Annotated in this window: 25 protein-coding genes and 4 tRNA genes; 12 read left to right on the top strand and 17 right to left on the bottom strand. The window is 72.2% G+C overall.

The window, feature by feature from the left end; genetic code table 11:
• Positions 1-775 (top strand): MFS transporter (locus ABD844_RS38445; protein ID WP_344889499.1); only part of this gene is annotated, 775 nt, incomplete at its 5' end.
• Here the strand turns inward: ABD844_RS38445 and ABD844_RS38440 are convergent.
• The 11 genes from ABD844_RS38440 to ABD844_RS38390 all read right to left on the bottom strand — a co-directional run bounded on the left by ABD844_RS38440 (position 762) and on the right by ABD844_RS38390 (position 7398).
• The gene (locus tag ABD844_RS38440; RefSeq protein ID WP_344889496.1) at positions 762-1412 is read right to left on the bottom strand and encodes an NAD(P)H-binding protein; all 651 of its coding nucleotides are present in this window, start codon (positions 1410-1412) and stop codon (positions 762-764) included. The two genes, ABD844_RS38445 and ABD844_RS38440, sit on opposite strands and share 14 nt — an antisense overlap.
• A 7-nt stretch (positions 1413-1419) precedes the next feature.
• On the bottom strand, positions 1420-2163 hold the full coding sequence (locus ABD844_RS38435) for an IclR family transcriptional regulator (protein WP_344889493.1): 744 nt from the start codon (positions 2161-2163) through the stop codon (positions 1420-1422).
• A 168-nt stretch (positions 2164-2331) separates the two neighbouring features.
• Entirely contained in the window at positions 2332-2763 is a 432-nt protein-coding gene (locus ABD844_RS38430; protein WP_344889490.1) for a nuclear transport factor 2 family protein, read from the bottom strand.
• A gap of 131 nt (positions 2764-2894) precedes the next feature.
• On the bottom strand, positions 2895-3119 hold the full coding sequence (locus ABD844_RS38425) for a hypothetical protein (RefSeq protein ID WP_344889487.1): 225 nt from the start codon (positions 3117-3119) through the stop codon (positions 2895-2897).
• 57 nt (positions 3120-3176) lie between these two features.
• Positions 3177-3635, bottom strand: a complete 459-nt coding sequence (locus tag ABD844_RS38420; protein ID WP_344889484.1) for a carboxymuconolactone decarboxylase family protein — start codon at positions 3633-3635, stop codon at positions 3177-3179.
• Positions 3636-3729: 94 nt separating this feature from the next.
• Positions 3730-4668, bottom strand: coding sequence for an NADP-dependent oxidoreductase (locus ABD844_RS38415; RefSeq protein WP_344889479.1), 939 nt, complete (start codon positions 4666-4668; stop codon positions 3730-3732).
• 92 nt (positions 4669-4760) lie between these two features.
• Entirely contained in the window at positions 4761-5651 is an 891-nt protein-coding gene (sigJ, locus tag ABD844_RS38410; RefSeq protein WP_344889586.1) for an RNA polymerase sigma factor SigJ, read from the bottom strand.
• Between the two features lie 215 nt (positions 5652-5866).
• Positions 5867-5941 (bottom strand) — tRNA-Val (locus tag ABD844_RS38405).
• Positions 5942-5947: 6 nt separating this feature from the next.
• A tRNA-Cys gene (locus ABD844_RS38400) sits at positions 5948-6018 on the bottom strand.
• A 15-nt stretch (positions 6019-6033) separates the two neighbouring features.
• Positions 6034-6105, bottom strand: a tRNA-Gly gene (locus tag ABD844_RS38395).
• Between the two features lie 84 nt (positions 6106-6189).
• Positions 6190-7398 (bottom strand): hypothetical protein, encoded by a 1209-nt coding sequence (locus ABD844_RS38390; RefSeq protein WP_344889476.1) that lies wholly within the window; start codon positions 7396-7398, stop codon positions 6190-6192.
• A 111-nt stretch (positions 7399-7509) separates the two neighbouring features.
• Between ABD844_RS38390 and ABD844_RS38385 the strand changes: the two genes are divergently transcribed.
• The 3 genes from ABD844_RS38385 (at position 7510) to hutH (ending at position 10407) form a co-directional block, all read left to right on the top strand.
• Positions 7510-8061: a hemerythrin domain-containing protein gene (locus ABD844_RS38385; RefSeq protein ID WP_344889473.1), complete on the top strand. Its 552-nt coding sequence runs from the start codon at positions 7510-7512 to the stop codon at positions 8059-8061.
• Between the two features lie 71 nt (positions 8062-8132).
• On the top strand, positions 8133-8840 hold the full coding sequence (locus ABD844_RS38380; RefSeq protein ID WP_344889470.1) for an ArsR/SmtB family transcription factor: 708 nt from the start codon (positions 8133-8135) through the stop codon (positions 8838-8840).
• Between the two features lie 16 nt (positions 8841-8856).
• A complete protein-coding gene (hutH, locus tag ABD844_RS38375; protein WP_344889467.1) occupies positions 8857-10407 on the top strand; it encodes a histidine ammonia-lyase in 1551 nt (516 codons plus the stop codon).
• 24 nt (positions 10408-10431) lie between these two features.
• Here the strand turns inward: hutH and ABD844_RS38370 are convergent, their stop codons facing one another.
• Positions 10432-11607, bottom strand: coding sequence for a Rid family hydrolase (locus ABD844_RS38370; protein WP_344889464.1), 1176 nt, complete (start codon positions 11605-11607; stop codon positions 10432-10434).
• Between the two features lie 58 nt (positions 11608-11665).
• Between ABD844_RS38370 and ABD844_RS38365 the strand changes: the two genes are divergently transcribed.
• From ABD844_RS38365 to ABD844_RS38355, 3 genes are read left to right on the top strand one after another with little or no spacing between them, the layout of a single operon-like run.
• Complete coding sequence (locus ABD844_RS38365; protein WP_344889461.1) at positions 11666-12583, top strand: LysR family transcriptional regulator; 918 nt, start codon at positions 11666-11668, stop codon at positions 12581-12583.
• Positions 12550-13575: a chorismate-binding protein gene (locus tag ABD844_RS38360; protein ID WP_344889458.1), complete on the top strand. Its 1026-nt coding sequence runs from the start codon at positions 12550-12552 to the stop codon at positions 13573-13575. The genes ABD844_RS38365 and ABD844_RS38360 overlap by 34 nt, the downstream gene beginning before the upstream one ends.
• On the top strand, positions 13576-14406 hold the full coding sequence (locus tag ABD844_RS38355; protein WP_344889455.1) for an aminotransferase class IV: 831 nt from the start codon (positions 13576-13578) through the stop codon (positions 14404-14406).
• Positions 14407-14750: 344 nt separating this feature from the next.
• On the opposite strand, the gene ABD844_RS38350 is transcribed toward ABD844_RS38355, so the two are convergent.
• Complete coding sequence (locus ABD844_RS38350) at positions 14751-16127, bottom strand: LVIVD repeat-containing protein (RefSeq protein WP_344889452.1); 1377 nt, start codon at positions 16125-16127, stop codon at positions 14751-14753.
• A gap of 80 nt (positions 16128-16207) precedes the next feature.
• On the opposite strand from ABD844_RS38350, the gene ABD844_RS38345 reads away from it, so the two are divergent.
• Positions 16208-16828: a DUF305 domain-containing protein gene (locus tag ABD844_RS38345; RefSeq protein WP_344889449.1), complete on the top strand. Its 621-nt coding sequence runs from the start codon at positions 16208-16210 to the stop codon at positions 16826-16828.
• Positions 16829-17224: 396 nt separating this feature from the next.
• Here the strand turns inward: ABD844_RS38345 and ABD844_RS38340 are convergent, their stop codons facing one another.
• Positions 17225-17641: an SsgA family sporulation/cell division regulator gene (locus ABD844_RS38340; RefSeq protein ID WP_103958541.1), complete on the bottom strand. Its 417-nt coding sequence runs from the start codon at positions 17639-17641 to the stop codon at positions 17225-17227.
• A 448-nt stretch (positions 17642-18089) separates the two neighbouring features.
• On the opposite strand from ABD844_RS38340, the gene ABD844_RS38335 reads away from it, so the two are divergent.
• Together ABD844_RS38335 and ABD844_RS38330 are read left to right on the top strand one after the other, a co-directional pair.
• Positions 18090-18164: transfer RNA gene (locus tag ABD844_RS38335), tRNA-Val, on the top strand.
• 1070 nt (positions 18165-19234) lie between these two features.
• Positions 19235-19924, top strand: coding sequence for a sulfotransferase family protein (locus tag ABD844_RS38330; RefSeq protein WP_344889438.1), 690 nt, complete (start codon positions 19235-19237; stop codon positions 19922-19924).
• 62 nt (positions 19925-19986) lie between these two features.
• On the opposite strand, the gene ABD844_RS38325 is transcribed toward ABD844_RS38330, so the two are convergent.
• Both ABD844_RS38325 and ABD844_RS38320 read right to left on the bottom strand, forming a co-directional pair.
• The gene (locus ABD844_RS38325; RefSeq protein WP_344889435.1) at positions 19987-20922 is read right to left on the bottom strand and encodes a LysR family transcriptional regulator; all 936 of its coding nucleotides are present in this window, start codon (positions 20920-20922) and stop codon (positions 19987-19989) included.
• Between the two features lie 28 nt (positions 20923-20950).
• Positions 20951-21874, bottom strand: a complete 924-nt coding sequence (locus tag ABD844_RS38320; RefSeq protein WP_344889432.1) for a DUF4352 domain-containing protein — start codon at positions 21872-21874, stop codon at positions 20951-20953.
• A gap of 186 nt (positions 21875-22060) precedes the next feature.
• Here ABD844_RS38320 and ABD844_RS38315 point away from each other — a divergent pair, with 186 nt between their 5' ends.
• Together ABD844_RS38315 and ABD844_RS38310 are read left to right on the top strand one after the other, a co-directional pair.
• Positions 22061-23146 (top strand): aldo/keto reductase, encoded by a 1086-nt coding sequence (locus tag ABD844_RS38315; protein ID WP_344889429.1) that lies wholly within the window; start codon positions 22061-22063, stop codon positions 23144-23146.
• A gap of 159 nt (positions 23147-23305) precedes the next feature.
• The gene (locus tag ABD844_RS38310) at positions 23306-24052 is read left to right on the top strand and encodes an SDR family NAD(P)-dependent oxidoreductase (RefSeq protein WP_344889426.1); all 747 of its coding nucleotides are present in this window, start codon (positions 23306-23308) and stop codon (positions 24050-24052) included.
• A 51-nt stretch (positions 24053-24103) separates the two neighbouring features.
• Here the strand turns inward: ABD844_RS38310 and ABD844_RS38305 are convergent.
• A partial coding sequence (locus ABD844_RS38305; RefSeq protein WP_344889423.1) for a hypothetical protein occupies positions 24104-25590 on the bottom strand: 1487 nt, incomplete at its 5' end.

Genomic DNA, 25590 nt, shown 5'->3' with positions numbered 1-25590 from the left:
GGACCACGCGCCCGCGCCCAGCCCAGTGCCCACCTCGGACCACGCGCCCGCGCCAGCCCCAGTGCCCACCCCAGGCCGCTCGCCCGCGCCCATCCCGGGGCCTATCCCAGGCCCCACCCCAGTGCCCACCTCGGGGCCCATCCCGGCGCCCGCCGAGGGATCTACGCCGCAGGACAGTCCGGGGCGCGCCCTCGGGGGCGCCCGCTCACCCCTGCGCCGCTGGGAGGTCTGGCGGGTGGCGCTGGCCGGGGCCCTGCTCACCGTCCCCCAGTTCGCCGTCCTGTCCTTCACCGCCATCTTCCTGCACGACGTCAAGGGCGGGGGCGCCGCTCTGGCCGGCGTCACCGTGATGATCGCCCAGCTCGGCGGCGGCGCGGCCCGCATCTGGACCGGCCGCCGCACCGACCGGCGCGGCAACCGGCGCACCTACCTGCGCGGCATCGGCGTCCTGGCCGGGCTCGCGATGGTGGCGGCGGCCGCGCTCACCGACGCCCCCACCCCGATCACCGTCACCGCCCTGGCCTTCGGCGGCCTCCTGGCCAACTCGTGGCACGGCATCGCCTACACCGAGATCGCCGCGCTGGCGGGCCCGAACCGGGCGGGAACGGCCCTGGGCCTCATCGGCACCACGGTGTTCGCCGTCGGGTTCCTGACTCCGCTGCTCATCCCGGTGGTCCTCGATCACGCCACCTGGACGGCGGTCTGGGCCCTGGCGGGCGCCGCCTCACTCCTGGCCGTCCCGCTGGCCCCGGCCGGCCGGGTCAGAGCGCGTTGAGGTCCTCGGGGCCGAGGACGCGCCTGGGCGCGCCCCGCTCGGCGACCGTGATCATCGCCTGCCCGATCCGCTCGGTCGTGGTCACCTGCCCGGCGGCCAACCGCCGCAGCACCGGGTAGAGCGGCCGGATCACGAGGTAGGCCAGCCGGTAGAGCCGCGTACGCGAGGTGACGCCGTACATCGCCTGGACGTAGCCGGGGCGGAACACGTACGCCTCCAGCGGCAGCGCCAGCAGCGCGTTCTCGGTCATGCCCTTGACCCTGGCCCACATCGCCCGGCCCTGCTCGTCGGCGCCGACGCCGGACACGTACACGAACGTCGAGCCGGGGCTCAGCCGCGCCAGCGTCCGGGCCACGGACAGCGTGTAGTCGTAGGTGATCCGCCGGTAGTCGGCCTCGCCCATCCCGGCCGAGGAGACCCCCAGGCAGAAGAAGCACGCGTCGTGGCCGCGCAGGTCGTCCTCGATCGCCGACAGGTCGAGCAGGTCGTCGTGCAAAATCTCGCGCAGCTTGGGATGCGCGACGCCGGTGGCCGAGCGCCCGACCGCGAGCACGGCCGTCACCCGGTCGTCGAGCAGGCACTCCCTGAGCACCCCCCGCCCGATCATGCCGGTCGCCCCGAACAGGATCACCTTCACCCGTCCATCATCCAACGGATCGCGCCAGGTCACGCACCGCCTCGGCGAGGCGCGCACGGGCGAGTTCGGGAACGGTGAGGCCGCGTGCCGAGATGCCGATGGCCCACTGCGTGCCCGGCACGACCGCGCCCGCGCAGGCCACCTCGTCCCTGAACTGCCCGTGCTCCTCCACGACCTGCCCCGGCCGTAAGCCCGACAGCTCCTCCTCGACGTCCTCGACGCTGACGGGGGTCGTGGGGGTGAAGCGGCGCAGGCCGTACTCGGTGAGGATGCCGCGCCGGATGTGGGGCGGGAGCGAGAGCAGCAGCGCCTTGCCGAGCGCGGTGGCGTGCGGGGCGGTCTCCAGACCCGCCTGCAGGTCCTCCAGCCAGGGTGAACGCGGCCCCTCCGCCACGTCCAGCACGAGCAGCCGCGAGTCGGCGAGCTGGGCCAGGTAGGCGGTGTGCCCGGACTCGGCGGCCAGTTGACGCAGCACCGCCGCGGCCTCGGGAGGCCGCTCGAACGCCTCCGCCATCTCGTGGAAGCGCGCGGCCACCTGCGGGCCGGGCAGGTAGTCGCCGTCGGGCCGCCGGTGCAGGTACCCCTCGTAGCACAGGGTCCGGACCAGGTGGTAGGAGGTGGACAGGTTCAGTTCGCAGCGGCGGGCGATGACCTTGACGGACAGGGGCCGGCCGGCGCGCGACACCTCCTCCAGGACGCGAAGGGCGCGAGAGACGCTGCGGATCAGATCGCTGGGTGGTTCGCCGGTCATCCACCAAGCATGTGCGCTATCTGAAATCCGGACGCCTACCCCGGGCGGCACACCCGTCCGACGCCGAGGCCATCCCGGAGATACCGCAGTGGGCCAGTCAGGCGCTGTCCGGCGAGCAGCCGGTAGCGGCCCGACGACGGCACCGGCCCGCCACGATCGGCCCGCGCTTCACCGGGCGGTGCGCCAGCTCTGCTCCTCCACCAGCTCGATGCTGCGCCAGCCGCCGGGCGTGCGCCGCAGCCGGTGGTGATACCAGCCACCGCCGTGCAGGAACCCTTCGGTACGCGCGGCCGCCATCTCGCGCGTCGGCGCCAGGGTGTCGGTGAAGGGGGCGCTCACCCTGGCCTGGCCGTCCGCGAAGTCGATACGGGCGGCGCCCACGAGGTGCAGACGCCCCGGCCAGTGCGCCAGCACCTCGGCCAGCCACGCCTTGACCTCGTCGCGGGTGCCCCTGATGCCGCCCGATGAGCTGTAGTCGATGACCGCGTCCCGGCTGAACACCTCGTCGAGCAGTTCCCACCGGCCGGAGTCGATGGCGTGGGTGTAGCGGCCCAGCAGGTCGATGATCTCCAACCGGTCGGCGATCTCCAGAGCGTCCATGTGCTGATCGTCACCCAGAACCCCCACTCGACCAAGCCACCCAGGCCAGGGAGGACCAGGACGCCGGAACTCCCTGGACGGACAGGCGCCGCCGCCGCGCGGCCAGGCAGGGACCGAGGAGCGCCGCCTGGTCAGCCGGTGCCCAGAACGTGGCGCAGCGTGGTGATGGCCTGGGTGATGGCGGCCTCGGCGGTGATGACCAGGGCCGGGGGCAGGCCCGCGAGCTGCTCGGTGGTGGCGCGCAGCGGGGAGGCGGTGATCTGGGCGCGATCACCGGCAGCACGCCCTGAGCGTCGGCAGGGCGGACGATGCGGGCCTGGACCGATCCGGTGGGGCCGCCGGCGACGGTCACCCACTCCTCGGCGACGTCCGGCTGGTGTGCTCGCTGCGCGGGGTTCGTGGGGTGGTCGAGGTCAGCCGCCGACGGGGTACCGGCTGGTGATCGCGACGCGGTTGAAGGCGTTCATCACGGTCACCAGCCAGGCGACTGCCGAGACCTGGTCCGGCGTGAGTACGGCCGCGGCGACGTTGTAGTCCTCGTCGCTGACGTGCCCGTCCGAGACGTACGTGATCGCCTCGGCCAGGCGGAGGGCGGCGCGGTCGGTCTCGGAGAAGTAGCCGGTCTCCTCCCACCCGGGCAGGACGGCGATCCGGTCGGGGCTTTCGCCCTTCTTGAGAGCGTCGCGCGTGTGCATGCGCAGGCAGAACGCGCAGCCGTTGATCTGGGAGGTGCGGATCTTCAGCAGCTCGACCAGCAGCGGATCGAGGCCCGCCGCGGCGGCGGCCTGTTCCACCTCCGCCGACAGGGCGATGAGGGCCCTGTAGGCGGCCGGGTGCCGCTTGCCGATGTTGACGCGCTGAGCGGTGGTCATGGTGTGGCGTGGGTGGGCTGGGCCGAGGCGGCGGGGCCGGTGGCTCCGGCCGGTGTGGCGATGGTCGGCAGGCCGCCGGCGATCCGCATGGTGATCACAAGGAGTCTCCTGTTCGGTCTTCGGTGACGCGGATGATCGTCTTACCGGGGACGCGCGTGGCGGGGGCGAATGCGGCGGGTGCTTCGGCGAGTGGCCGCACGGCGTCGACGATCGGCTTGAGTCGTCCGTCCCTCAGCCGCGTGGCGAGGTCGGTGAGCCGGGCGCGGTCGGGTTCGACCACGAAGAAGACGGCCCGCCCGTCGGTGGGACGGATCTTGGGCGGCATGGCGATGGTGACGAGTGTGCCGCCGGCCCGCACCAGGGCGGCCGAGCGGTCGAGGATGTCCCCGCCGATCACGTCGAACACGACATCGACCGCGCCGGCGTCCTCCAGCCTCTCGGTCTCCAGGTCGAGGAAGGCGTCGACGCCGAGTGCGAGCGCCCTGTCCCGGTTGCCGGACCGGCCGGTGCCGATGACACGGGCGCCGGCCTCGCGGGCGAGCTGCACCGCGATCGAGCCGACGCCGCCGGCGGCGCCGTGGATCAGGACGGTCTGGCCCGTGGTGAGGCGGCCGTGGTCGAAGAGGCCCTGCCAGGCGGTCAGCCCGGAGATGGGCAGCGCCGCTGCCACCGTGTGGTCGATGTCCGCCGGCAACGGCGCGAGGTTGCGGGCCTCCACCGCGGTGTACTCGGCGAACGTGCCGTCGCGGGTCCAGTCGGCAAGGCCGAACACCCGCTGGCCGACGCTCAGGCCGGTGGTGCCGAATCCCAGCTCTTCGACGACACCCGACAGCTCGTGCCCGACCACGCTCGGCGTCCGGTCGCGGCCCGCGCGATCGGTCCAGGTGCCCGGCCAGTCCAGCTCTCCGGGGGTGAAGCCCGCGGCGTGCACCCGAACGATGACGTCGTTCTCGGCCGCGTGCGGGTAGGGCACGTCTGACAGGGACAGCCCGGCGAGACCGGCGTCACGGTCCTGAACAGTGATGGCTTGCATGACAGTCCTTACCTGGAGCGACTTCGACGGACGCACATGTCCCGTTCGCGTTCTCATCAGGGAGACGAGGTGACCCCACGGGACGTGACGGCTCAGACGTGAGAAAGTTTGTCCGGGTTGATGACCCGGCGGTACGCGGTGATGAGACCGTCGGTGATCTGCACCGTGTCCACGGAGTAGACCCGGCCCGCCCGGTGGAAGACGAGCGCCGGCTCGCCGCCGACCTCGACGAGGTCGATCCGGTCCGGACGCCACTGGTGCCCCACGCGCACCATCACCTCGGCCACGCGCTCACCACCGTGGATGAGCTTGCGCGCCGCGGCGGTCTTGCCGCCGCCGTCGGTGACATAGACGGCGTCCGGGTGCAGGAGCCTGACCAGACCGGCCAGGTCGCCGGCCTCGTACGCGGCGCGGAAGATCGCGAGCACGCGGTCACGCTCCGCCCTCGGCGCCTGCGGCGTGGCCTGCTTCGCCTCGGCCACCCGCCGCCGCGCCCGCGAGGCGAGCTGCCGGGCACCCGGCACGGAGACGGCCAGCACCTCGGCGACCCGGTCGAACCCAAGACCGAAGACATCGTGCAGGACGAAGGCCACCCGCTCGGGCGGGCTCAGCTCCTCCATGATCAGCAGCATCGCCGAGCTGACGGACTCATCGACCAGGACCGGCTCCGACGCGTCCGGCCCCGTCAACAACGGCTCCGGCAACCACGGCCCGACGTAGCTCTCGCGGCGGAAGCGGGCGCTCTTGAGGATGTCGTACGACCGGCGCGCGGCCACCGTGACCAGCCAGGCCCGCAGATCACCGACGTCCCGCAGATCCGCTCCGGCCGCCCGCAGCCACACGTCCTGGGCCACGTCCTCGGCATCGGCCACACTCCCCAGCAGCCGGTAGGCCACGCCGAAGACCGCAGGCCGATGCGTTCCCCACTCGGCCCCGAGCACGTCCTCCTGCTCAGACGGCCCGGACGTCCGCCCGTTGCCCATACCCACGTGACCTCCTCCGGCGTGCGGATCCACAGTAGCCACGCGGATTCGTCGTGCACTGTGCGGCGCGCGGCCACCGGTCCGTCCGTGGGCATCGCCGGGGAGGCCGGAAAGCGGCCCCAGGCCGGCCGGCGGTGACGCCCGGGACGCCAAGAAGCCCCAGACTCTCGGCGTCTGCCGTGAGCTGGGGCCCGGATCTCCCTGAGAAAGGGAGGTGGTGGACGATACTGGGATTGAACCAGTGACCTCTTCCGTGTCAGGGAAGCGCTCTCCCGCTGAGCTAATCGTCCTTGCAGAGGTGGCGACGGGATTCGAACCCGTGTGGACGGCTTTGCAGGCCGCTGCCTCGCCTCTCGGCCACGCCACCGAGCCGGAAGCTCCGAGCGGAAGACGGGATTCGAACCCGCGACCCTCACCTTGGCAAGGTGATGCTCTACCACTGAGCCACTTCCGCGTGCGCCTCGTTTGCGAGCCGGGGCGACGAGAGAACTCTAGCGAATCCTGGCTGAGTCCCCAAACTCAATTACGCCCGCCCAGGTCACGCGCGTATGCCCGCCCGGGTCGCGTGCGGGCGGCGCGACTCCTCGGTCTCCAGGCGGTAGTCCTGTCCGGAGATCGCCCGGTTGTCCTCGACGACCCGTTCGGAAGGCGCCCGCTCGCCGCCCATGATCGCTCGCTGTGCCCGCTCGAACCGCTCGTGCGCCTCCTGCACGTACCCCGTTCCCAGGGTCGTGACGTCGGTCTGGGCGGCCAGCAGGTCGCGGATGTACGACGTGTTCGGCTCGAACGTCACCGGCGGCGGCAGCGCGGGCGCGAGCACCTGGTCGGGGTCGCGGCCGTCGAACCGCCTGAACAGCTCGGCGGCCAGCCGCAGGTGCTCCAGCTCCATGGCGAGGTGCAGCTCCCAGAGGCCCTTCACCCCGGGGTCCGGCTCGGTCTCCATGAACGAGTAGTACAGGTAGCACTCGTTGTACTCGTGGTTGAGCAGCATCTCCCACCAGCTCTCGCACGGATCCATCAGCGACTCGTAGTGCGTGACGTGCGCCTCCTCGACCAGGGCGATCTCCTGGTAGAACCGGCGCGCGACGGGCTCCATGAAGGTGGGGCCGAGGTTCATGGTGTAGGTCATGATCTGCTGCTCGACCGCCGTGATCGTCAGCGCGTGCAGCCGTGAGAGCGGTTCTGTGACGCCGCGGTCGTAGGGGCGGCGGACGTTGTCCGTCGGGTCGCGGTGCTGGAGGTAGGTGGGGCGGCCCGGGATGACCTCGGTGAGGTAGTCGACGATCTTCTCGGCCTCGCGGTGCTCGATCAGCTCGTACAGGTTGGCGACGCGGTAGAGGTGGTCGACGTGCTCCAGCAGGCCGAACTCGTACGCCTGCCTGAGGTGGGGTGCGGGCTCCATGCGGGCCACCCAGGCGGTCAGGTCGACGACGGTCTGCTCGTGGGCGACGGTGGTCTCCAGCACCGAGGCCGCGCCGGGCAGCAGCCAGTTGACCGCCTTCTGCTGCTGGGCCTCGACGGCGCGCACCTGGGCCAGGTGCTGCTTGATCTCCAGGTCGGGGCAGTGGCGGGCGAGCTGGTGACCGAACTGCACGGCCTCCGACTCGATCCCGTTCATGGTGATGATCCGGCATCGCGTGTACGGGTCGGCGTGGTCGGGGTCGATCGGCGTGACGTTCAGCTCCCGCCAGCCGCGTAGCTGCTCGTCCAGCGGGATTCCCCGCTCCAGGAGTGGGTCGAAGGCCATGCCGCTGCGCGTACCCGTGGCCCGGCCGGGCAACCTCCACGTTCGGTGCGTGAAGGGCCCGCGTTCGGTAAGAGCGCGCGTGCGGGACCGCCGCCGGGGTAGGGCGCTCACGTGGCTGAACATGATGTCATCGAGCTGCTCATGGCCCAGCACGGCCGGATCAGGGACCTGTTCGACGAAGTGGAGCAGGCGGCTCCCGACAAGGCCGAAGAGGCGTTCGAACGGCTGACGCGCGCGTTGTGCGTGCACGAGACCGCCGAGGAGGAGATCGTCCACCCATACGCGCGCAGGAAGCTCGACAACGGCCAGGACGTGGTGGCCGACCGCCTGACCGAGGAGAACAAGGCCAAGCGCATGCTCCTCGACCTGCACAAGGCCGGCGTGGACCATCCGGACTTCTGGGAGGGCCTGGCCGTGCTGCGTACGGCGGTCACCGCGCACGCCCGCAGCGAGGAGCGCTACGAGTTCGCCAAGTTGCGCGCCCACACCTCCACGGCCGAGCGGCGGGCCATGGCGGCGGCGGTGCGGGCGGCCGAGTCGCTGGCCCCGACGCGCCCGCACCCGGGTACGGAGTCGGTGGCCATGAACGTGCTCGTGGGCACGCCCATCGCGCTCATGGACCGGGCCCGCGACCTGATAAGGAACGCGCTGGGCAAGCGCTGACCCTCCGGCCGGCGCCCGATCCACCGACCCTTCGACCGTCGCCGAAATGTCGCCGCACTACCGTCGGAGACATGGAGTACATCGTCCGTGACGCCGACATCGCGCCCGTCGCCGCGCTGATCGCCGACCCCACGCGGGCCGCGATCCTCACCGCGCTGCTCGGCGGGCGGGCGCTGGCGGCGGGAGAGCTGGCCAGGATGGCCGGGGTGAGCGCGGCCACCGCGAGCGCCCACCTGGCCAGGCTGCTGGACGGCCGGCTCGTGGACGTCGTGAGCCAGGGCCGTCACCGCTACTACCGCCTGGCCGGTCACGAGGTGGCCGAGGTGCTGGAGGTGCTGGCCAGGGTGAGCGCGCGCCCACCCGTGCGTTCCCTGCGCCAGTCACGGCAGGCCAGGCTCCTGGAGGAGGCGCGTACGTGCTACGACCACCTGGCCGGGCGGGCCGGGGTGGGGCTGCTCGACCGGCTCAGGGAGGGCGGCTACCTCGACGGCCACGACCTGACCGGCGCGGGGGAGCGGCTGCTGTCGGGCCTGGGCGTGGACGTCGCGGGCGTACGGAGGTCGCGCCGGCGCTTCGCCCCCGAATGCCTCGACTGGACCGAGCGCAGGCCGCATCTCGGCGGGGCGCTCGGGGCGGCGATCACGGAGGTGCTGTTCGAGCGCGGATGGTACCGGCGGGGGAACGTGCCCAGGGCGGTCGTCCTGACCGAGGAGGGGAGGGAGGGGCTGGCGGCTCTCTTCTCCGGTAAGGGGCTAACATCGGTTACGCCGGTTACCTAAGCGAGAGAGACGCACCATGCGCGACAACGGAGTCGTGAACGTCGGTCCAGAGCCTCTGACCTTCGACGACGTGATCAGGGTGGCCCGCCACGGGGCCCCCGTCCAGCTCACCGACGACGCCGTCGCCGCCATCTCGGCGGCCCGCCAGCGGGTGGACGAACTGGCCGAGAGCCCCGTGCCCGCGTACGGCATCTCGACGGGGTTCGGCGCGCTGGCCACCCGGCACATCGACCCGGCGCTGCGCGCCCAGCTCCAGCGCTCGCTGGTGCGCTCGCACGCGGCCGGCAGCGGCCCCGAGGTGGAGACCGAGGTGGTGCGCGCGCTCATGCTGCTGCGCCTGCACACCCTGGCCACCGGCCACACCGGCATCAGGCCGACCACCGCCAAGACCCTCGCCGCGCTGATCAGCTCCGGCATCACCCCGATCGTCTACGAGTACGGCAGCCTCGGCTGCTCCGGCGACCTGGCGCCGCTGGCCCACGTGGCGCTCACCCTCATGGGCGAGGGCGTCGTACGAGACGCCTCGGGCACCGTGCGCCCGGCCGCCGAGGCGCTCAAGCAGGCCAGGATCGACCCCGTCGAGCTGGCCGCGAAAGAGGGCCTGGCCCTGATCAACGGCACCGACGGCATGCTCGGCATGCTCATCCTGGCCATCCACGACCTGACCGGGCTCGTCAGGACCGCCGACGTGAGCGCCGCGATGAGCGTGGAGGGGCTGCTGGGCACCGACCGCGTGTTCGCCCCCGAGCTGCAGGCGCTGCGGCCGCATCCGGGCCAGGCGCGGTCGGCCGCCAACATGACCAAGGTCCTGCGCGACTCCGGCATCATGGCCAGCCACCGCGACCCCACGGCCTGCACCCGCGTCCAGGACGCCTACTCCCTGCGCTGCGCTCCCCAGGTGGCCGGGGCCGCCCGCGACACGATCGCGCACGCGGCCACCGTGGCGGGGTGGGAGCTGGCCAGCGCCGTCGACAACCCGGCGGTGCTGGACGACGGCCGGGTGGAGTCCAACGGCAACTTCCACGGCGCGCCCCTCGCGTACGTGCTGGACTTCCTCGCCGTCGTGGCCGCCGACCTGGCCTCGATGTCCGAACGCCGTACGGACCGGTTCCTGGACGTGGCCCGCAACCACGGCCTGCCCGCGTTCCTGGCCGACGATCCCGGCGTCGACTCCGGCCACATGATCGCCCAGTACACCCAGGCGGCCATCGTCTCCGAGCTCAAGCGGCTGGCCGTGCCCGCGAGCGTCGACTCCATCCCCAGCTCGGCGATGCAGGAGGACCACGTCTCGATGGGCTGGTCGGCGGCGCGCAAGCTGCGCAGGTCCGTCGACGGGCTGACCCGGGTGCTGGCCGTCGAGGTGCTCACCGCCGCCCGCGCGCTCGACCTGCGGGCCCCGCTGGAGCCCGCGCCAGCGACGGCCGCCGTGGTCAGGGCCCTGCGCGAGACCGTGCCCGCGCCGGGCCCCGACCGCTACCTGGCCCCGGAGATCGACTCCGCCGTCCGGCTCGTGGCCGAGGGCGGTGTGGTGGCGGCGGCGGAGTCGGTCACCGGGCCGCTCGCCTGACCGTCAGGTCCTGAGCCAGGAAGGTCAGCGGGCGGGCAGGGCGACGATGAGGTCCACCTCCAGGCGCAGCCCCGGCATGAACAGCTTCGACACCTCCACGGTCGTGCTGGCCGGAGGTGTGCCGGTGATGTACTTGCTGCGCACCTCCCGGTACTCGACCCGGTCCTCCATGTCCGTCAGGTACGTCCTGATGAAGGCCACGTCCTCGAACGTCGCCCCCTGGTCGGCGAGGATGCGCGAGATGACCTGGAAGACGTGCTCGGCCTGGACGGTCATGGAGTCGCCGACCACCTCGCCCCGCTCGTCGAAGGCGGCCTGGCCGGAGACGTAGAGCATGTCGCCGACGCGGACGGCGTGCGAGTAGGCGCCGTTCGTGGCGGGGATCGCCGGGAGGTTGAGCGGCACGGCCCGACTGCCGGGCCCGCCGCCGACCGGCCCGGCGACGTGCTCGGCGATCGCCGTCACGTCGCGCCCGCCCAGCCCGGCCGCCTTCGCCTCCTGCAGTCTGGCCCTGGCCGCGGTGGCCATCGAGGCACCTGCCCACGCGCCCAGCTCCAGGTCCTTGGCGGCGTGGGCGAGTGAGTACCGGGTCTCCTGCGAGGGCGTCCGCAGCCGTTCGGCCAGCGGGCCCAGCGGGGTGGCCGCGAGCACGCCGGCCAGGGCGTCGCGGTCCACGCCGTGCGCCTCCCCGTACGCGTACGTCTCCGCCAGCAGTACCTGGGCGGGCACGAGCGCGCTCATGACGGCGATCTTCATGGCCGCGCCGGAGCCGAGCGGCCCGAGCTCGCGTACCCGTCCGAACACCGACAACACCGCGCGGCACCCCGTCACGTCGCCCCCGGCCAGCACGGTCAGCGTGCCGTCGGCGGCCGGGCCCACGCTGCCCAGCACGGGCGCGTCCACCAGCGCCACCGAGGGCGGCAGCAGCGCGCGCAGCTCGCGCACCGCCTCCGGCCCGATCGTGGACATCTCCACCACCGTCGCCCCCGGCCGCAGCCCCGGCAGCGCCGCCGTCAGCACCTCGCGCACCGCCGCCGGGTCGCTGAGCATGGTGATGACCAGCTCGGCGCCCTCCACCGCGGTCGCGACCGGCACGCCGTCGGCACGCTGCCACGTCGTCACCTCGTGCCCGGCGGCCACGAGCCGCCGGGCCATGGGGACGCCCATGCGTCCCTGTCCCAGAAATGCAATCGGATTCATGTGCGCCAGTGAAGCGTACAGTGAGGTATTCCACCACCGACTAGATTGCATACCAGCCATGCTTGACGCGAATGCCTTGGACACCGGCGCGCTGCGGCTCTTCGACGAGGTCGCCCGCGGCGGCTCGTTCACCGCCGCCGCCGAGCTGCTCGGCTACACCCAGTCGGCGGTCTCCCGCCGCGTCGCCGCGCTCGAACGCGCCGCGGGCGGGCCGCTGTTCGAGCGCCTGGCCCGCGGCGTACGCCTGACGCCCGCGGGGGCGGCGCTGCACCGGCACGCCGTCGCCGTCCTCGACCGGCTCGAACGCGCGGGCGAGGAGCTGGCCGCCATCCACGGCGGGCGGGGCGGGACGTTGCGCGTGGGCTCGTTCGCCACCGCGAACGTCGACCTGGTGCCGGGGGCGCTCAAGCGGTTCGCGGGCCGCCGCCCGGGGGTGGAGCTGCGGCTGACCGAGGGGCTCAGCGGCCACCTGGTCGAGCGGCTGCGTGCCGGGGCCCTCGACGTGGCCGTGATCAGCGACTATCCGGCGGGGTTGCCCGATGAGGACGCGCGTACGGTGCCGCTGCGTGACGACCGGCTGTTCGTCGCCCTGCCCGCCGGGCACCGGCTGGCCGCCGAACCTGGCGTGGACCTGCGCGACCTGGCCGGGGAGACCTGGATCGAGGCCGCCCCGCGCGGCCAGCCGACCCTGCTGGTACGGGCGTGCGCGGCGGCCGGGTTCACCCCGCGCAGCGGGCTACGCGTGGCCGAATGGTCGGGAAAGTTTGGATTCGTCGCCGCCGGGCTCGGGGTGACGCTGGTGCCGGAGCTGGCGGCGCGCGCCGTACCGGGCGACGTGGTGCTCAAACCCCTCAGGGGCACGGCCCCCGCACGCAAGGTGTACGCGGCTCTGCCCGAGACGCCACTGCCCGCCGCGCTGGAGCTGGTCGAGATGCTGGGACAATGGAAGACGTGTACGACGGTTTCGCCCATTTAAACGGCGTTCTCGCCACCGGGTTGCGTGACGTGACCTCCGACCTGGCCGCGCTCGACGGCGAGGGCTGGTGGGCCGTCGTCGTCGACTACGAGGGCAAGGTCACGTGTGCCCGGTTCGACCGGGTGCGCCGCGCGCCCCTGCCCACTCCCTCGGCCCCGTGGCGCGGCCCCCGCCCCGACCAGTGGCGCAGCAGCCTCGATCGGGCCGCGTACGAGCGAGGCGTGCGCACCATCCGCGACCACATCGAGCGCGGAGAGGTCTACCAGGCCAACCTCTGCCGGATCCTGACCGCGCCCGTGCCGCCCGACGCCGACCCGCTCGCCCTGGCGGACAGGCTGGCCGAGGGCAACCCGGCGCCCTACGCGGGCGTGATCCGCGTCCCCGGCCTGAGCGTGGTGTCGGCCTCGCCCGAGCTCTTCCTGTCGCGTGACGGCGACGTCGTGGAGTGCCGGCCGATCAAGGGCACCGGCGCGACCGCGGACGACCTGCTGGAGAAGGACTACGCGGAGAATGTCATGATCGTCGATCTCGTGCGCAACGACCTCGGCCGGGTCGCGGAGGTCGGCACGGTCGAGGTGCCGTCGTTGTGCCGGGTCGAGGAGCACCCGGGGCTTGTCCACCTCGTCTCCACAGTCCGTGCCCGGCTCGCGCCGGGGGCGGGTTGGCCGGAGCTGTTCGCGGCCACTTTCCCGCCCGGATCTGTCACGGGCGCGCCCAAGTCGTCCGCACTGCGGATCATCGATGAGCTCGAACCAGCCCCCCGGGGCCCGTACTGTGGAGCGGTGGGCTGGGTGGACGCCGACCGAGGCAGGGCGGCGCTGGCCGTAGGCATCAGAACATTCTGGATCTCGGCACCGGCTCACGGCGACGGCGAGATCCGGTTCGGCACGGGCGCGGGCATCACCTGGGGCAGCGACCCCGAGGGCGAGTGGCTCGAGACCGAACTCAAAGCAGCCAGGCTGATCGCGCTGGCATCCACAGGAGGAGTCTGAATGAACATCCCTGTCTGGGTCAACGGCGAGCTGCTCGACCCCGCGCAGGCCACTGTCTCGGTGTTCGACCACGGGCTGATGGTCGGCGACGGCGTGTTCGAGACCATCAAGATCGTGAACGGGAAGTCGTTCGCGCTCACCCGGCACCTCGACCGGCTCACGCTCTCCGCCCAGCGCATGGACCTGCCCGAGCCCGACGTCGAGGCCATCGCCGACGGCATCGCCGGGCTCCTGGCCGCCGCCCCCGCCTGGGAGCTGGGCCGCATCCGCGTCACCTACACCAGCGGCCCCGGCCCGCTCGGCTCCGACCGCGGCGACCAGGGCACCACGTCCGTCGTCATCGTGGACGAGCAGAAGCCCTTCCCCGGCACCGCGAACGTCGCCGTCGTCCCCTGGCCCCGCAACGAGCGCGGCGCCCTGTCGGGCGTCAAGAGCACCTCCTACGGCGACAACGCCAAGGCCCTCCTGCACGCCAAGAGGCGCGGCGGCGGCGAGGCCATCTTCGGCAACCTCGCCGGCAACCTGTGCGAGGGCACCGGCTCCAACATCTTCATCGTGCGCGACGGCCGCCTGCTCACCCCCACCCTGGAGGCGGGCTGCCTGGCCGGCGTCACCCGGGCGCTGGTGCTCGAATGGTGCGGCGGCGAGGAGATCGACGTGCCCCTCCAGGCCCTGTACGAGGCCGAGGAGGCGTTCCTCACCTCCACCACCCGCGACATCCAGCCGATCGGCGTGGTCGACGACACCGAGCTGCCCGTCGCCCCCGGCCCGATCACCGCCAAGGCCATGCGGGTCTTCGCCGAGCGCGCCGCCGCCGACCTCAACCCGTGAGCGGCGCGTTCGCTCACGTCGCCGAACTGGCGGAAGGGCATCTCCGGCGCCCTCCCGCCAGGCGCACTTGATTCGCTGGACATTTCCGGGTTCGGCGGTGAGTTGGGGGAAAAGCGAGGTTTTACGCTGCTCGCGCGGATTCACCCGAATCTGCGGAGAGCGGGAAATGGGGGGAGATCGGCGATCGGTGCAGGCCGTCTCGGCGTGCCTTTCCCGCTTTCCCCGAGGGGTGTGCGGACAAGCCGCTCACCTGCTTTTCCCGATGCTCTTGTGGTTGTTGTTTCTGGTGTGGTCCGCCGAGTATTTCCTGCTTCATCCGGGAATGGCGCGCGCTGCCGTCCCGATCAGTAGGACTTCTGGGTCTGGACGTTGAAGTCGTCCATCTCGACCTGCTTGGCCGGGTCAGTGAGCGGGTCGTTGATCTGCAGGACGTCCAGGCCCCGGGTCATGTCGCTGGAGTAGATGTAGCCGTTGTAGTAGTACGCCGACCAGGAACCGGCGATGCCGCCGCCCCCGTACGGGCCGCGTTCGAAGAAGCCGATCTCCTTGGGGGCGGCCGAGTCGGTGAAGTCCCAGATGGACACGCCGCCCTGGTACCACGACTGGACCATGACGTCCTTGCCCGGCACCGGGATCAGGGAGCCGTTGTGGGCCACGCAGTTCTCGTCCGGCTGCTGCTCCCGGGGGATCTTGAAGTAGCCGCGCCGTTCCAGCTTGCCGTTGATCAGGTCGTAGACGGCGTTCGCGCCCTTGGTGCCCGGGGTGTTGCGGTCGCAGGTGGCCTGGCCGCCGCCGCCCAGCTCGTCGCTGAAGACGACCTTCGTCCCGTCGTTGTTGAACGTCGCGGAGTGCCAGATCTGGAAGTTCTCGGTGTCGGTGAGCTGCTGGACCACCTTGGGCGCGACCGGGTCGGAGATGTCGAGCAGCACGCCGTCGCCGAAGCAGGCGGCCGCGGCCAGGTTCTTCTCGGGGTAGGCGGTGATGTCGTGGCAGCCGGAGGAGTATTCGGAGCTCTCGCGTTCCGGGAAGATGTTCGGCTTCGCCACGATCTTGGCGGACTCCGGGGAGTCCATGGGGATCTCCACGACCTGGATCAGCTCGTGCGGCGGCGCGCAGGTCGGCGAGTCCGGCTCGGGGCCCGGCGAGGAGACGTAGACGTAGAGGGTCTCCCCAGCGGGGACCATCGTGTGGGTGTGCGAGCCGCAGTCGGTCTGCACGGCGCCGACGTACCTGGGGCTCGCCTTGTCGCTCACGTCGAAGATCCGCAGGCCCTCCCACTCCTGGCCGTCGGGGGAGTCGCACTCCGCGCCGCCGCGGGGCTCGTCGATCGACAGGACCAGGAGATCGCCGTAGATGGTCACGTCGTTCTGCTGCGCGGGGCAGGACACCTGGCTGACGATCCGAGGGGCGGCCGGGTCGCTGATGTCGTAGATCCCGAAGCCGCCGAAGTTGCCCACATAGGCGTAGTCGCCCTGAAAGGCCAGGTCGGTGCCGAGGTCGTCGGCGCCGTCGAACGGGGCGGTGCGCGGTACGTTGGCGACGTGCTTGACGTTCGAACTCGTCGTCACGTCACCCGTGGTGATCGTGCCGCCGGAAGCGCCGGTCTCCTGCGGGGAGGCTGCGGGAGTCTGCTCGCCGATGGCCGGTGGCTCCGCGGCGCAGGCGGACGCCAGCAGCAGCACCGAACACAGCAACGCTCCGCGCAACTTGGCAGAGATCAACGCGCATCCCCTTTGTCTCGTAGCCCACTATGGAAGCTATGTCAGCAGGTTATGGGTCGCGTACGGCAATCATCACAGTTATGGCGACATTTGCGCTTGTTGGCTGCTCCCAGCAACCCGCTGCGCCCGAGGGGCCGTCCCCGGTCGGTACGGGTGCGCCGGTCATCGTACCGGGCGGGCCGGGCGAGCCCGCCCGTACGGCGACGCCCGGGGAGCGGGTCGGGCAGACTCCCGACTCCGCGGTGGCCGCGGACGTCCGGTTCGCCGAGGGCATGATCCCGCACCATCGGCAGGCTCTGGAGATGACGTCCCTGGTGGAGGCCCGTACGACCACCTCGGCCGTCCGCGCCTTAGCCCGCCAGATCGCCGCCGCGCAGACCCCGGAGGTCAAGGCCATGACCGCGTGGCTGGAAGGGCTGGGCCGCCAGGTCCCGGACGGGCACGCCCATGAGGGGGCGGCGGCGTACGGGATGGCCACGCAGGAGGAGCTGAACGCGCTGCGCGCGGCGCGAGGGGCCGCCTTCGACCGCCTGTTCCTGCGGCTCATGACCAGGCACCACGAGGGGGCGGTGAAGATGGCGGGGGAGGAGCTGACCGGTGGACGCGATCATCGCATGCGGCTGCTGGCCAAGGACGTGTCCTCGGGGCAGAGCATCGAGATCGCCCGCATGCGCGAGGTGCTGGAGTCGCTCCCGTCCTGACCCGCGCGCCCGCCGAGCCCGGTGCCACCGGCGGTCGCGTCCGCTGTGCCCGGTGTAACCGGCGACCCTGCCCCGCGCGTCCGCCGGGTCCGGTGCCTGTCCCGTGCGTCCGCCGAGCCTGATGTCTGACCGGCGCTCGCCGAGCCCGGTGTCTGTCCCGCGTGTCCGCCGGGTCCGGTGTCACCGTCGGCTGTGACCGGCGATGCCCCGGCACCGGTGCGGTGTGCTCCGGGCGCGGAAGGCGCGTTCGCGCCCGGCGTCAGGCGGAGGTGCCTCGGGCGCCGGGCGGGTGCGCTTGTGGCGAACGGGAGGCTCCGGGGGCGGAGCCTCCCCTTGCATGATCACGTCCGGCTCTCCTTCGGGAGATCGCCGGACGGCTGCTGCGCGGGCGGGCCGCTAGGACGGCCAGAGCATGTTGGTCAGCTCGGCGTCGAGGTCCATGTAGTCGGTCTCGCGTCCCGCCGGCACCTTCTCGTAGGTGCGGTGCAGGAACTCGGTGAGCGGGGCCAGCGGCACCTCGAAGAGCGCCTGCCCGAACGGCGACGTGAGACTGATGTGCAGCGTGCGCTCGCCGTCGGCGCGTGCGGGCCAGACCTGCACGTCGCCGTCACCGACCCGGCGCACGATGCCGACGGTCAGCAACTCGCGGGCGAAGATCCACTCGACCGGCTCGTCGTTCCCTACGTGGAAGGCCATGCGGATGGCGTACGGGTCGTCGGCTGTGTAACTCAGTCCGGCGAGCAGGGGGACGGTTGTACGGTCGGGGACCACAAGCCGAAGGCCAAGCTCGGCGGAGACGGTGGTGCTGTTCATCGTCAGCCAAACCTTTTCGTCGTAGGTCCCCTCTTCGGGGCTTTCACTGCTCTGACGGACTTCGTCCTGAGCTATGACGCGGAACGAAGAAACCTGTAGGAAAGATTCCGCTCCTACGGCCTTCTGTAACGCACATCACAGCCGGACATTTAGGCATCTAGCAGGCTAAACGGCATCAATCGGGTCCTATTTGCAAGGGTTTTGCGTGCTGTGGAGCCTGCCCCGGAGACGTCGTCCATGAACGTTTCTCGTCAAAAGATCGTGGCCGATGCCTTCCGGGACACGACGATGGTATGCCACGCGCCCGCCGTGCCGGTGGGCAACCGCCGCGTTTCACCCGAATCCCTCTAGCCGGGCCTCCCGGGGGGCCGGAGCGGCTAATGGTTTCGCCGTACGTGCCGGAGTGCGGTATGGTTTTCCCCGTCGGAACCGCGAGGGCCGACAGGGCGGGCGATTAGCTCAGCGGGAGAGCGCTTCGTTCACACCGAAGAGGTCACTGGTTCGATCCCAGTATCGCCCACCAGCAGGTCAGAGGCCGCATCTCCAGACATGGAGGGCGGCCTTTCGATCTTTGTGCGACGTGACGCGGGTGATGCCCCGGGCGCGCGTCACGCCGGGGCTCGGAAGATCTGAGCGGGGCCGGGTTCGTGTCCGTGTTCGGGTGAATGTGAAGTGGTGTGACGTCGTGCCCGCATCCGGGCGAGGTGCGGCTGAGGGAGGTTCGCGGGTGAGCCGCTGGCGGCCGCCTGAGCGGCGCGGCGTGGGTGGGCGGGCGTCGGGGTCGCCGCGCTGCTCGTCCTCGGTGAAAACCGGTCCTGGATCCGCATGCGCTCCCGCCTACCCGCCTGACAGGCGCTGATACCTCTCGGGCCGGTTCCGGATTTCGGCGCGGCCGTCCACCACCTTCCGGACGATCACCCAGCGCCCTGGGCCCCGTCCCGCCTTCCCGGGACCGTGCCGCCTTCCCGGGGCCGCGCCGGATTCCGGGGGCCGTGTCGGACTCCAGGGCCGTGTCCGACTTCGGGACCGTGTCCGACTTCGGGGCCGCGTCGGACTTCGGGGCCGCGCCTGCTTTCCGGGGCCGCGCCGGATTCCGGGGGCCGTGTCGGACTCCAGGGCCGTGTCCGACTTCGGGACCGTGTCCGACTTCGGGACCGCGCCGGGCTTCGGGGCCGCGCCTGCTTTCCGGGGCCGCGCCGGATTCCGGGGCCGCGTCGGACTCCAGGGCCGTGTCCGACTTCGGGGCCGCGCCTGCTTTCCGGGATCGCGCCGGACTACGGGAGCCGCACCGGACCGGGAGCCGCGCTGGATTCCGGGGCCGCGCTGGATTCCGGGACGGAGTTGGAGACGGTGCCGGAACGGTGGTTGCGCCGGAAAAGAGACAGCGCCGGATGAACTGGATGAAGTCGTGCCGGATGAAGTTGTGCCGGATCGGGGAGGGTGCTGGGTGAGGGCGGTGCCGGTTCGGGGGATGGTGCCTGTTCGGAGGTGGTGCGCGTCAGGGGGCGCGTTCGGAGGAGGTACCGCGTCCGGTGGCAGTGCGCGTTCAGGGGTGGCGCGCGTTCAGGGGTGGTGCGGGAAGGGGGAGTTCGGATGGAGGTCATCGGCGCGGGGTTCGGCCGCACGGGGACGAGGTCTCTGCAGGCCGCGCTCGAACTGCTGGGCTTCGGGCCCTGCTACCACATGGCGTCGGTCATGGAGGAGCCGTACCGGGTCAGGCAGTGGCTCGAGATCGCCGAGGGACGCTCGCGCGACTGGGACACGCTGTTCGCCGGGTTCCGGTCGGCGGTCGACTGGCCCACCTCCGCTTACTGGCGGGAGTTGGCCGTCCACTATCCCGAGGCCAAGGTCGTCCTCACCGTCCGCGACCCCGCCCACTGGTACGACAGCATCAGCCAGACCATCTTCCGCAGCGCTCTGGAGCAGCGGGGGCGGTTGCCGGTGCGCCGACGGGTGATCCGGCGGCTGGTGGAGTGGCGGGCCCCCGACTACGCCCTCTACCCGCGCATGGCCAAGGCCGCCTTCATCGACCCGATCTTCGACGGCCGCATCGACGAGCGCGACCACCTCATCGAGGTCTTCGAACGGCACTCCGCCGAGGTGCGGGCGGCCCTCCCGGCCGAGCGGCTGCTGGTGATCGAGCCAGGGGACGGGTGGGAGCCGCTGTGTGCGTTCCTGGGGGTGCCGGTGCCCGAGGTGGCGTACCCGAGGCTCAACGATCGGGCGGCCTTCCACCACGATCGCTCGCGCAACATGTCACGCCTGATCCTGCGCGGGCACTGAATCCCGCGTGGGCACCGAATCCTGCGCGGGCGCTGAATCGTGCGTGGGCACCGAGGGAGGGCTCATGGGTCGGTCGACGAGGTACGGTCCTGGGCGGGCGGCGCGGCCGTCCAGCCTTCCCTTCTGGCGAGTCTGCGGGCCGTCCTGACCAGGGCCGTGGCGGCGGGAGACGGATTGCGTCCCCAGGACAGGCGCAGCTCGACGGGCGGCAGGCGGTCGGTGAGCGGCAGGCAGGCGATCCCGCCGGGGAGCCGTCCCTCCAGCGAACGCGGCAGCAGCATGTATCCGCTGTCGCTCAGGCTGAGGTTGAGGTTGCGCAGGCCCGGCAGCGGGTTCTCCCAGATGTCGAACTCCTCGCCCGTGCCGCGCAGCCCGGCCAGCACCTCGTCGTGATAGAGCGGCGCGAACCGGCGGGGGAAGAAGCGCAGCGTCTCGCCCCGGAACTCGCGCAGGCTCACCCGGTCGCGTCCGGCCAGCCGGTGCCCGGCGCCCACGACCACCACGAACTCCTCCCGGCGCAGCACCGCCGACAACCACGTCGGGGGCACGGCCAGGTGCCTGCCCAGCAGCACGTCCAGCTCGCCGTCCGTGGCGGCGGCGATCAGCTCGGCGTCCCACGCCTCACGCGCCTCCACCCGGATCCCCGGGTGCCGGGCCCGCATCGCCGCGAACAGCTTGGGCATCTCGTCGAACGCCGTCGTCACCGTGTACCCGACCCGTACCGCGCCGTGGTCGACCCCGGCCGCGCGGCGGGTGCGCTCGACGGCCTGCTCGGCGCTCGCCAGCACGTCGCGCGCCTCCTCCACGAACACCCGTCCCGCCTCCGTGAGCCGCGTGGGGCGCCGGTGGAACAGGTCCACGCCCAGCTCCCGCTCCAGGTCGCGGATCTGCCTGCTGAGCGGAGGCTGGGTCATGTGCAGGCGTTCGGCGGCGGCCTCGAAGCTACCCGCCTCGGCCACCGCGATCACGTAACGCATCAGGCGCAGATCAACCGGCATACGTGAAAGGTATGTCGGGCGCGGCCGTTCAGGAGAGGGTCCATTCGCCTTTCTGGGCGGCTATCCCGGCATTGAGGCCGAACTGGAACTTGGTGGGCATCGCGGCCTGCGGGATCTCGAACACGAGCACGCCCTTGCGGGAGTCACCGCCGTTGATCGTCGCCGTCCCGCCGAAGCTCTGGCCCTCGCGTACCTGGTAGAGGCTGGGGCTGTACTGCTGGTTCTGGCCGTCGATGAGCCGGGCGCCGAACATGGGGGCCTCGTCGTAGACGGCCTGGCCCACGTTGGCGAGCGTCACCTCCACGGCGACGAACTTGTCGCCCGTCTTCGGCTTGAGGAAGTCGGAGGCCGGGGTGGCGGGGTTGATCAGCCGGTTCACGGTCACGTTCAGCTTCAGGCCGGGATCGACGCCCTGGAGGGCGAGCGAGCCGCCGACCGTGGCGGTGGAGGGGGTCTGGCCGCCCGCGCCCTGGGGTTGTCCGGAGGCAGGCTGCCCGGACGCAGGCCCTCCGGACGTCGGCTGCCCGGCCGGGGGTTGCCCTGCGGCGGTCGAGACCGTCGGCTGTCCGGCCTGGGGCTGTCCCGCTTGGGGCTGTCCGGCTTGGGGCTGTCCGACCTGAGGTTGTCCGGCCGGGGGTTGGGCGCCGACGTCCGCGGCCGGGGGCTGGATGCCGGTGTCCGGGAGCGGTTGCGTGGCCGGGTCCGTACCGAGCGGGCCGGACAGCGGCTCCCTGGAGGGCATGACCATGTTCGGCGAGCCGTTCCCGCGGTCGCCGGTTTCCGTCAGGACCATCACCACGGCGGCGCCACCGCCCAGGAGCAGCAGCGGCACGCCGACGGCCAGCAACACGATCAGGGCGCGGTTGTCGCGGGACGACGGCGGGGCCACGGGTGGCTGGGGACCGTGACCGTACGGGTCCTGCGGCGGTGACGGCTGGGGCGGATATCCCATGCGTGACTCCTGATAGGGGACGGGCGTATGGAGACGTTCCAGCCGCGTCTCCGGTTGACCTTGCTCTTGTCCGGGCTCTCGTCCGGCTTCTTGACCTCGGCAGGAACGCTTCACATTCCGGCCCGGTATGTGACCGGTCCGAACCGGACTTGGCCTCGTGGGCGTCCCGCGGGCCAGCATCCCCGTATGACGAATCTCTCGTGGTCGCCCGCGCGGCGGCAGGTGGTGGTGGCGGGCGGGCTCGGCGCGCTGGTGTCGGGCGCGGCAGGTGTGGCGGGCCCGGCGGGCGCGTCCGCCGCCGCGGAGAACACCGCGGACAACGACGACCTGATCACCCGTACGGTGCCGGGAACGAAGGAGCTCCTGCCCGCGATCGGGCTCGGCACGTTTCAGACCTTCGACACCCGCACCGACCGGGCACGTGTCCAGGAGGTGGTCAGGCGGTACTGGCAGGCGGGCGGCAGGGTGTTCGACTGCTCCCCCCTGTACGGCAGGTCGGAGGTGAACCTGGGCGAGGTCGCGGACGACCTGCGCATCGGCAGCCGCATGTTCCTGGCGGGGAAGGTCTGGTCGACCGGTGACCACCTCTGGGACGACAGCCACGCGGCCGACAGCCTGCGGCGTACGGTCCAGCGCATGTCCCTCGACCGGCCGGTGGACCTGATGCAGTGCCACAGCCTGGTGAACGTGGACGTGATCGTCCCCCTGCTGCACGCGTGGAAGAAGGAGGGCCGGATCCGCCACCTCGGCGTGACCCATCACGAGCCCGCCTACTTCCCGCTGGTGGAGAGCTGGGTGCGGCGGGGGGAGCTGGACTTCGTACAGGTGCACTACTCGATCCACACCCGCGCGGCCGACGAGCGGCTCATCCGCGCCGCGGCGGACAACGGCACGGCGGTGCTGGTCAACATGCCGCTGGAGAAGGGCCGCCTGCACCACATCGTACGGGGACACAAGCTGCCCGGCTTCGCCACGGAACTCGGCATCGGCACCTGGTCGGAGTACTTCCTCAAGTGGGTGATCTCCAACCCGGCCGTCACCTGCGCCCTCCCGGCCACCTCCGACCCCGCCCACGTGGCCGAGAACGTCAAGGCCATGCGCGGCACCCTCCCCGACGCCGCGACCCGCGACCTCATGGCCCGCCACATGGAGACCATCGAGGGCTTCGACGCCATCGCCACGATGCCGTGGTACCCGGGCAAGCGCTACGCGGGCGACGTCTCGCGCGCGCAGGCCGCGATGCGCGAGCGCAGCCCCTGGTGGCCCTCCTGACCGCAGCCCCGAGGCGGCCCTTCTGACCGCCGTCTCAGGGCGGCCCTTCTGACCGCCGCCCGAGGGCGGCCGTCCCGCCGCGGGCCGGGGTCCAAGTGCCCGGGGCGGGACGGGGGGCGGGGTGGCACCGGTCCCACCCCGCCCCCTAAGGTGCGAGGAATGAACGGACGTGGAGTTCTTGTCACCGGCGCGTCGCGCGGGATCGGGCGGGCGGTCGCGGCGGCGTTCGCCGCCCAGGGAGACCGGGTCGCCATCCATCACCGCGACTCGGCCAAGGACGCCGAGAGCCTGCTCGGCGACCTCCCCGGGCAGGGGCACGCCGTCGTGCGGGCCGACCTGGCCGACCCCGAGGAGGTCAGGCTCATGGTCGACGCGGCGGCCGAGGCGCTGGGCGGGCGGATCGACGTCCTGGTCAACAACGCCGGGGTGTTCCTGCACCACCCCATCACCGAGACGTCCTACGAGGAGTGGCAGGACGCCTGGCGGCGCTCGCTGGGCGTCAACCTGGTGGGCGCGGCCAACGTCACCTGGTGCGCGCTGCGGCACATGCCCGCGGGGGGCCGCGTACTCAACGTCTCCTCCCGTGGCGCCTTCCGCGGCGAGCCCGACAGCCCCGCCTACGGCGCCAGCAAGGCCGGCCTGAACGCCCTGGGCCAGTCGCTGGCCATCGCCCTGGCCCCCAAGGGCATCGCGGTGGCCACCGTGGCGCCGGGCTTCGTCGCGACCGACATGACGAACGAGCACCTCAAGGCCCCGCGCGGCGACGCGATCCGGGCGCAGAGCCCGTTCGGGCGGGTGGCGCAGGCGGAGGAGATCGCCGCGGCCGTCCTGTACCTGGCCTCACCGGCCGCCGAATGGGCCAGCGGCGCGGTGCTCGACCTCAACGGCGCCTCCTACCTGCGCTGACCCCGCGACCGCCCGTGGGCTCGTGATCTCCGCTCGCCCCCTGGCCTTCGATCAGGCGGGCAGGCGGCGCTCCAGCAGCAGCGCGCCCCGGCCCGCCAGCAACGTCCGGCACCACCCGCGCAGGTCCGCCGGCTTGGGGCCGCCGACCTCGCCCGCGTCGAGCAGGTCGGCCCAGTCGAGCAGCGACTCGGCGAGCATGAGCGGCACCCCGCGCCGCTCGTGCACCTCGGCCGCCGCCTCGAAGTGCTCGGCCGCCCGCCCGGGGTCGCCCATGGCCACGCACAGGTGGGCCAGGTAGTGGTGGCCGCAGTGGTGGGCCACCGTGCCGTGCCCGAACGTCTCGCCGTCGGTGGCCAGCGAGTCGTACAGGCGACCGGCCAGCTCGGCCCGGCCCAGGCGGGCCGCGGCCACGGCGAGGTTGTCGAGAGCGGGCCGGTGCGCCATGTTGCGCGGGGGCGCGGCGCCCCCGTAGGCGAGGATGCGGTCGAGCAGCGCGGGGGCCTCCTCGTCGCCCAGCTCGCACAGGTAGCGCAGCACCGCGTGCACCGGGTCGACCCGTGGCGCCCGCGCGGCGCGGCGCAGCCGTTCGCGCAGCTCCCACAGCCGCCCCTGGAGCCGCCGGATCTCGGCGATCTGCTCGGAGTAGATGGCCACGGCCTCCAAGCGGCGGCCGATCTCCGAGCCCAGCCGCAGCGCCGACTCGGCCTCGGCCTCGGCCTGCGCCAGGTCGCCCTGCATGAGGGTCAGGCCGGCCTTGGAGTAGCCGATCAGCCAGGTCAGGTGCGGCTGTGCCAGCCGCCGCGCCAGCTCGTCCGCCCGGTCGAGCAGCATCGCCGCCTTGGCAGCGTCGCCGCTGTCGAGGACCGGGGGAGTGCGCTGCACGTACGCGTGGAACAACGCCAGGTCGTCGCCCGTCTGCCGGGCGGCCTCCAGCATCTCGTCACCGTCGCGGTGGCGCTGGTGCAACGGGTCGGCCGGGATGATGGTCAGGCTGCGCATGCCCAGGACACCGGCCAGCGTGCGCGGGTCGCCGGCCTTCCTGGCCAGCGCCACCGCCTCGTCGCTCAGCGCGAAGCGCCGCTCGCCGTCGGGCGCCCAGATCAGCTCGGAGGCGAGCTGGGCGGCCAGCAGCGCCCTGGTGCTGACGTCGGTCGAGTCGACCACCTTGCGGGCCTCGGTGAGCAGCGTGATGCGATCGAGGTCGGGCGCGGCCGAGACGCTGGAGCCGCGGTCGCCGCCGAGGGCCGCGGTGACGATCAGGTCGTGGCGTCCGCACTCCTTGGCCAGGTCGGCCGCGTCGAGCAGGGTGCGCCTGGCCTCGGGGTGCCCGGCCAGCCACATCGCCCTGCCGCACTCCACCAGCAGCTCCGCGCGCCGTTCCAGGGTCGCGCCGGGGAAGTCCGCCAGCAGGCCGAGCGCCCGCTGGTACCAGGTGACCGCCTCGCGGTGGGCCAGCCCGGCCAGCGCGTGCTGGGCCGCGTGCACGGCCGCGTCGGCCGCCGCGCTCACCCGGGCCGGGTCGCGGCCGTGCTCGGCGG

Origin of the sequence: Nonomuraea antimicrobica, from assembly GCF_039536965.1 — a bacterium.
Taxonomy (GTDB): domain Bacteria; phylum Actinomycetota; class Actinomycetes; order Streptosporangiales; family Streptosporangiaceae; genus Nonomuraea; species Nonomuraea antimicrobica.
The sequence above is the reverse complement of the archived record's forward strand: the minus strand, read 5'-3'. Positions and strand labels throughout refer to the sequence as shown.

Bases quoted from the DNA above. Each gene is read 5' to 3' on its own strand.
- ABD844_RS38420 (WP_344889484.1), bottom strand. From the start codon at position 3,635: ATGACCACCGCTCAGCGCGTCAACATCGGCAAGCGGCACCCGGCCGCC.
- ABD844_RS38415 (WP_344889479.1), bottom strand. From the start codon at position 4,668: ATGCAAGCCATCACTGTTCAGGACCGTGACGCCGGTCTCGCCGGGCTG.
- ABD844_RS38355 (WP_344889455.1), top strand. From the start codon at position 13,576: ATGAACATCCCTGTCTGGGTCAACGGCGAGCTGCTCGACCCCGCGCAG.
- ABD844_RS38370 (WP_344889464.1), bottom strand. From the start codon at position 11,607: ATGAATCCGATTGCATTTCTGGGACAGGGACGCATGGGCGTCCCCATG.
- ABD844_RS38360 (WP_344889458.1), top strand. From the start codon at position 12,550: ATGGAAGACGTGTACGACGGTTTCGCCCATTTAAACGGCGTTCTCGCC.
- ABD844_RS38310 (WP_344889426.1), top strand. From the start codon at position 23,306: ATGAACGGACGTGGAGTTCTTGTCACCGGCGCGTCGCGCGGGATCGGG.
- ABD844_RS38345 (WP_344889449.1), top strand. From the start codon at position 16,208: ATGGCGACATTTGCGCTTGTTGGCTGCTCCCAGCAACCCGCTGCGCCC.
- ABD844_RS38365 (WP_344889461.1), top strand. From the start codon at position 11,666: ATGCTTGACGCGAATGCCTTGGACACCGGCGCGCTGCGGCTCTTCGAC.
- ABD844_RS38435 (WP_344889493.1), bottom strand. From the start codon at position 2,163: ATGACCGGCGAACCACCCAGCGATCTGATCCGCAGCGTCTCTCGCGCC.
- ABD844_RS38430 (WP_344889490.1), bottom strand. From the start codon at position 2,763: ATGGACGCTCTGGAGATCGCCGACCGGTTGGAGATCATCGACCTGCTG.
- sigJ (WP_344889586.1), bottom strand. From the start codon at position 5,651: ATGGGCAACGGGCGGACGTCCGGGCCGTCTGAGCAGGAGGACGTGCTC.
- ABD844_RS38340 (WP_103958541.1), bottom strand. From the start codon at position 17,641: ATGAACAGCACCACCGTCTCCGCCGAGCTTGGCCTTCGGCTTGTGGTC.
- hutH (WP_344889467.1), top strand. From the start codon at position 8,857: ATGCGCGACAACGGAGTCGTGAACGTCGGTCCAGAGCCTCTGACCTTC.
- ABD844_RS38325 (WP_344889435.1), bottom strand. From the start codon at position 20,922: ATGCCGGTTGATCTGCGCCTGATGCGTTACGTGATCGCGGTGGCCGAG.
- ABD844_RS38380 (WP_344889470.1), top strand. From the start codon at position 8,133: ATGGAGTACATCGTCCGTGACGCCGACATCGCGCCCGTCGCCGCGCTG.
- ABD844_RS38390 (WP_344889476.1), bottom strand. From the start codon at position 7,398: ATGGCCTTCGACCCACTCCTGGAGCGGGGAATCCCGCTGGACGAGCAG.
- ABD844_RS38315 (WP_344889429.1), top strand. From the start codon at position 22,061: ATGACGAATCTCTCGTGGTCGCCCGCGCGGCGGCAGGTGGTGGTGGCG.
- ABD844_RS38330 (WP_344889438.1), top strand. From the start codon at position 19,235: ATGGAGGTCATCGGCGCGGGGTTCGGCCGCACGGGGACGAGGTCTCTG.
- ABD844_RS38320 (WP_344889432.1), bottom strand. From the start codon at position 21,874: ATGGGATATCCGCCCCAGCCGTCACCGCCGCAGGACCCGTACGGTCAC.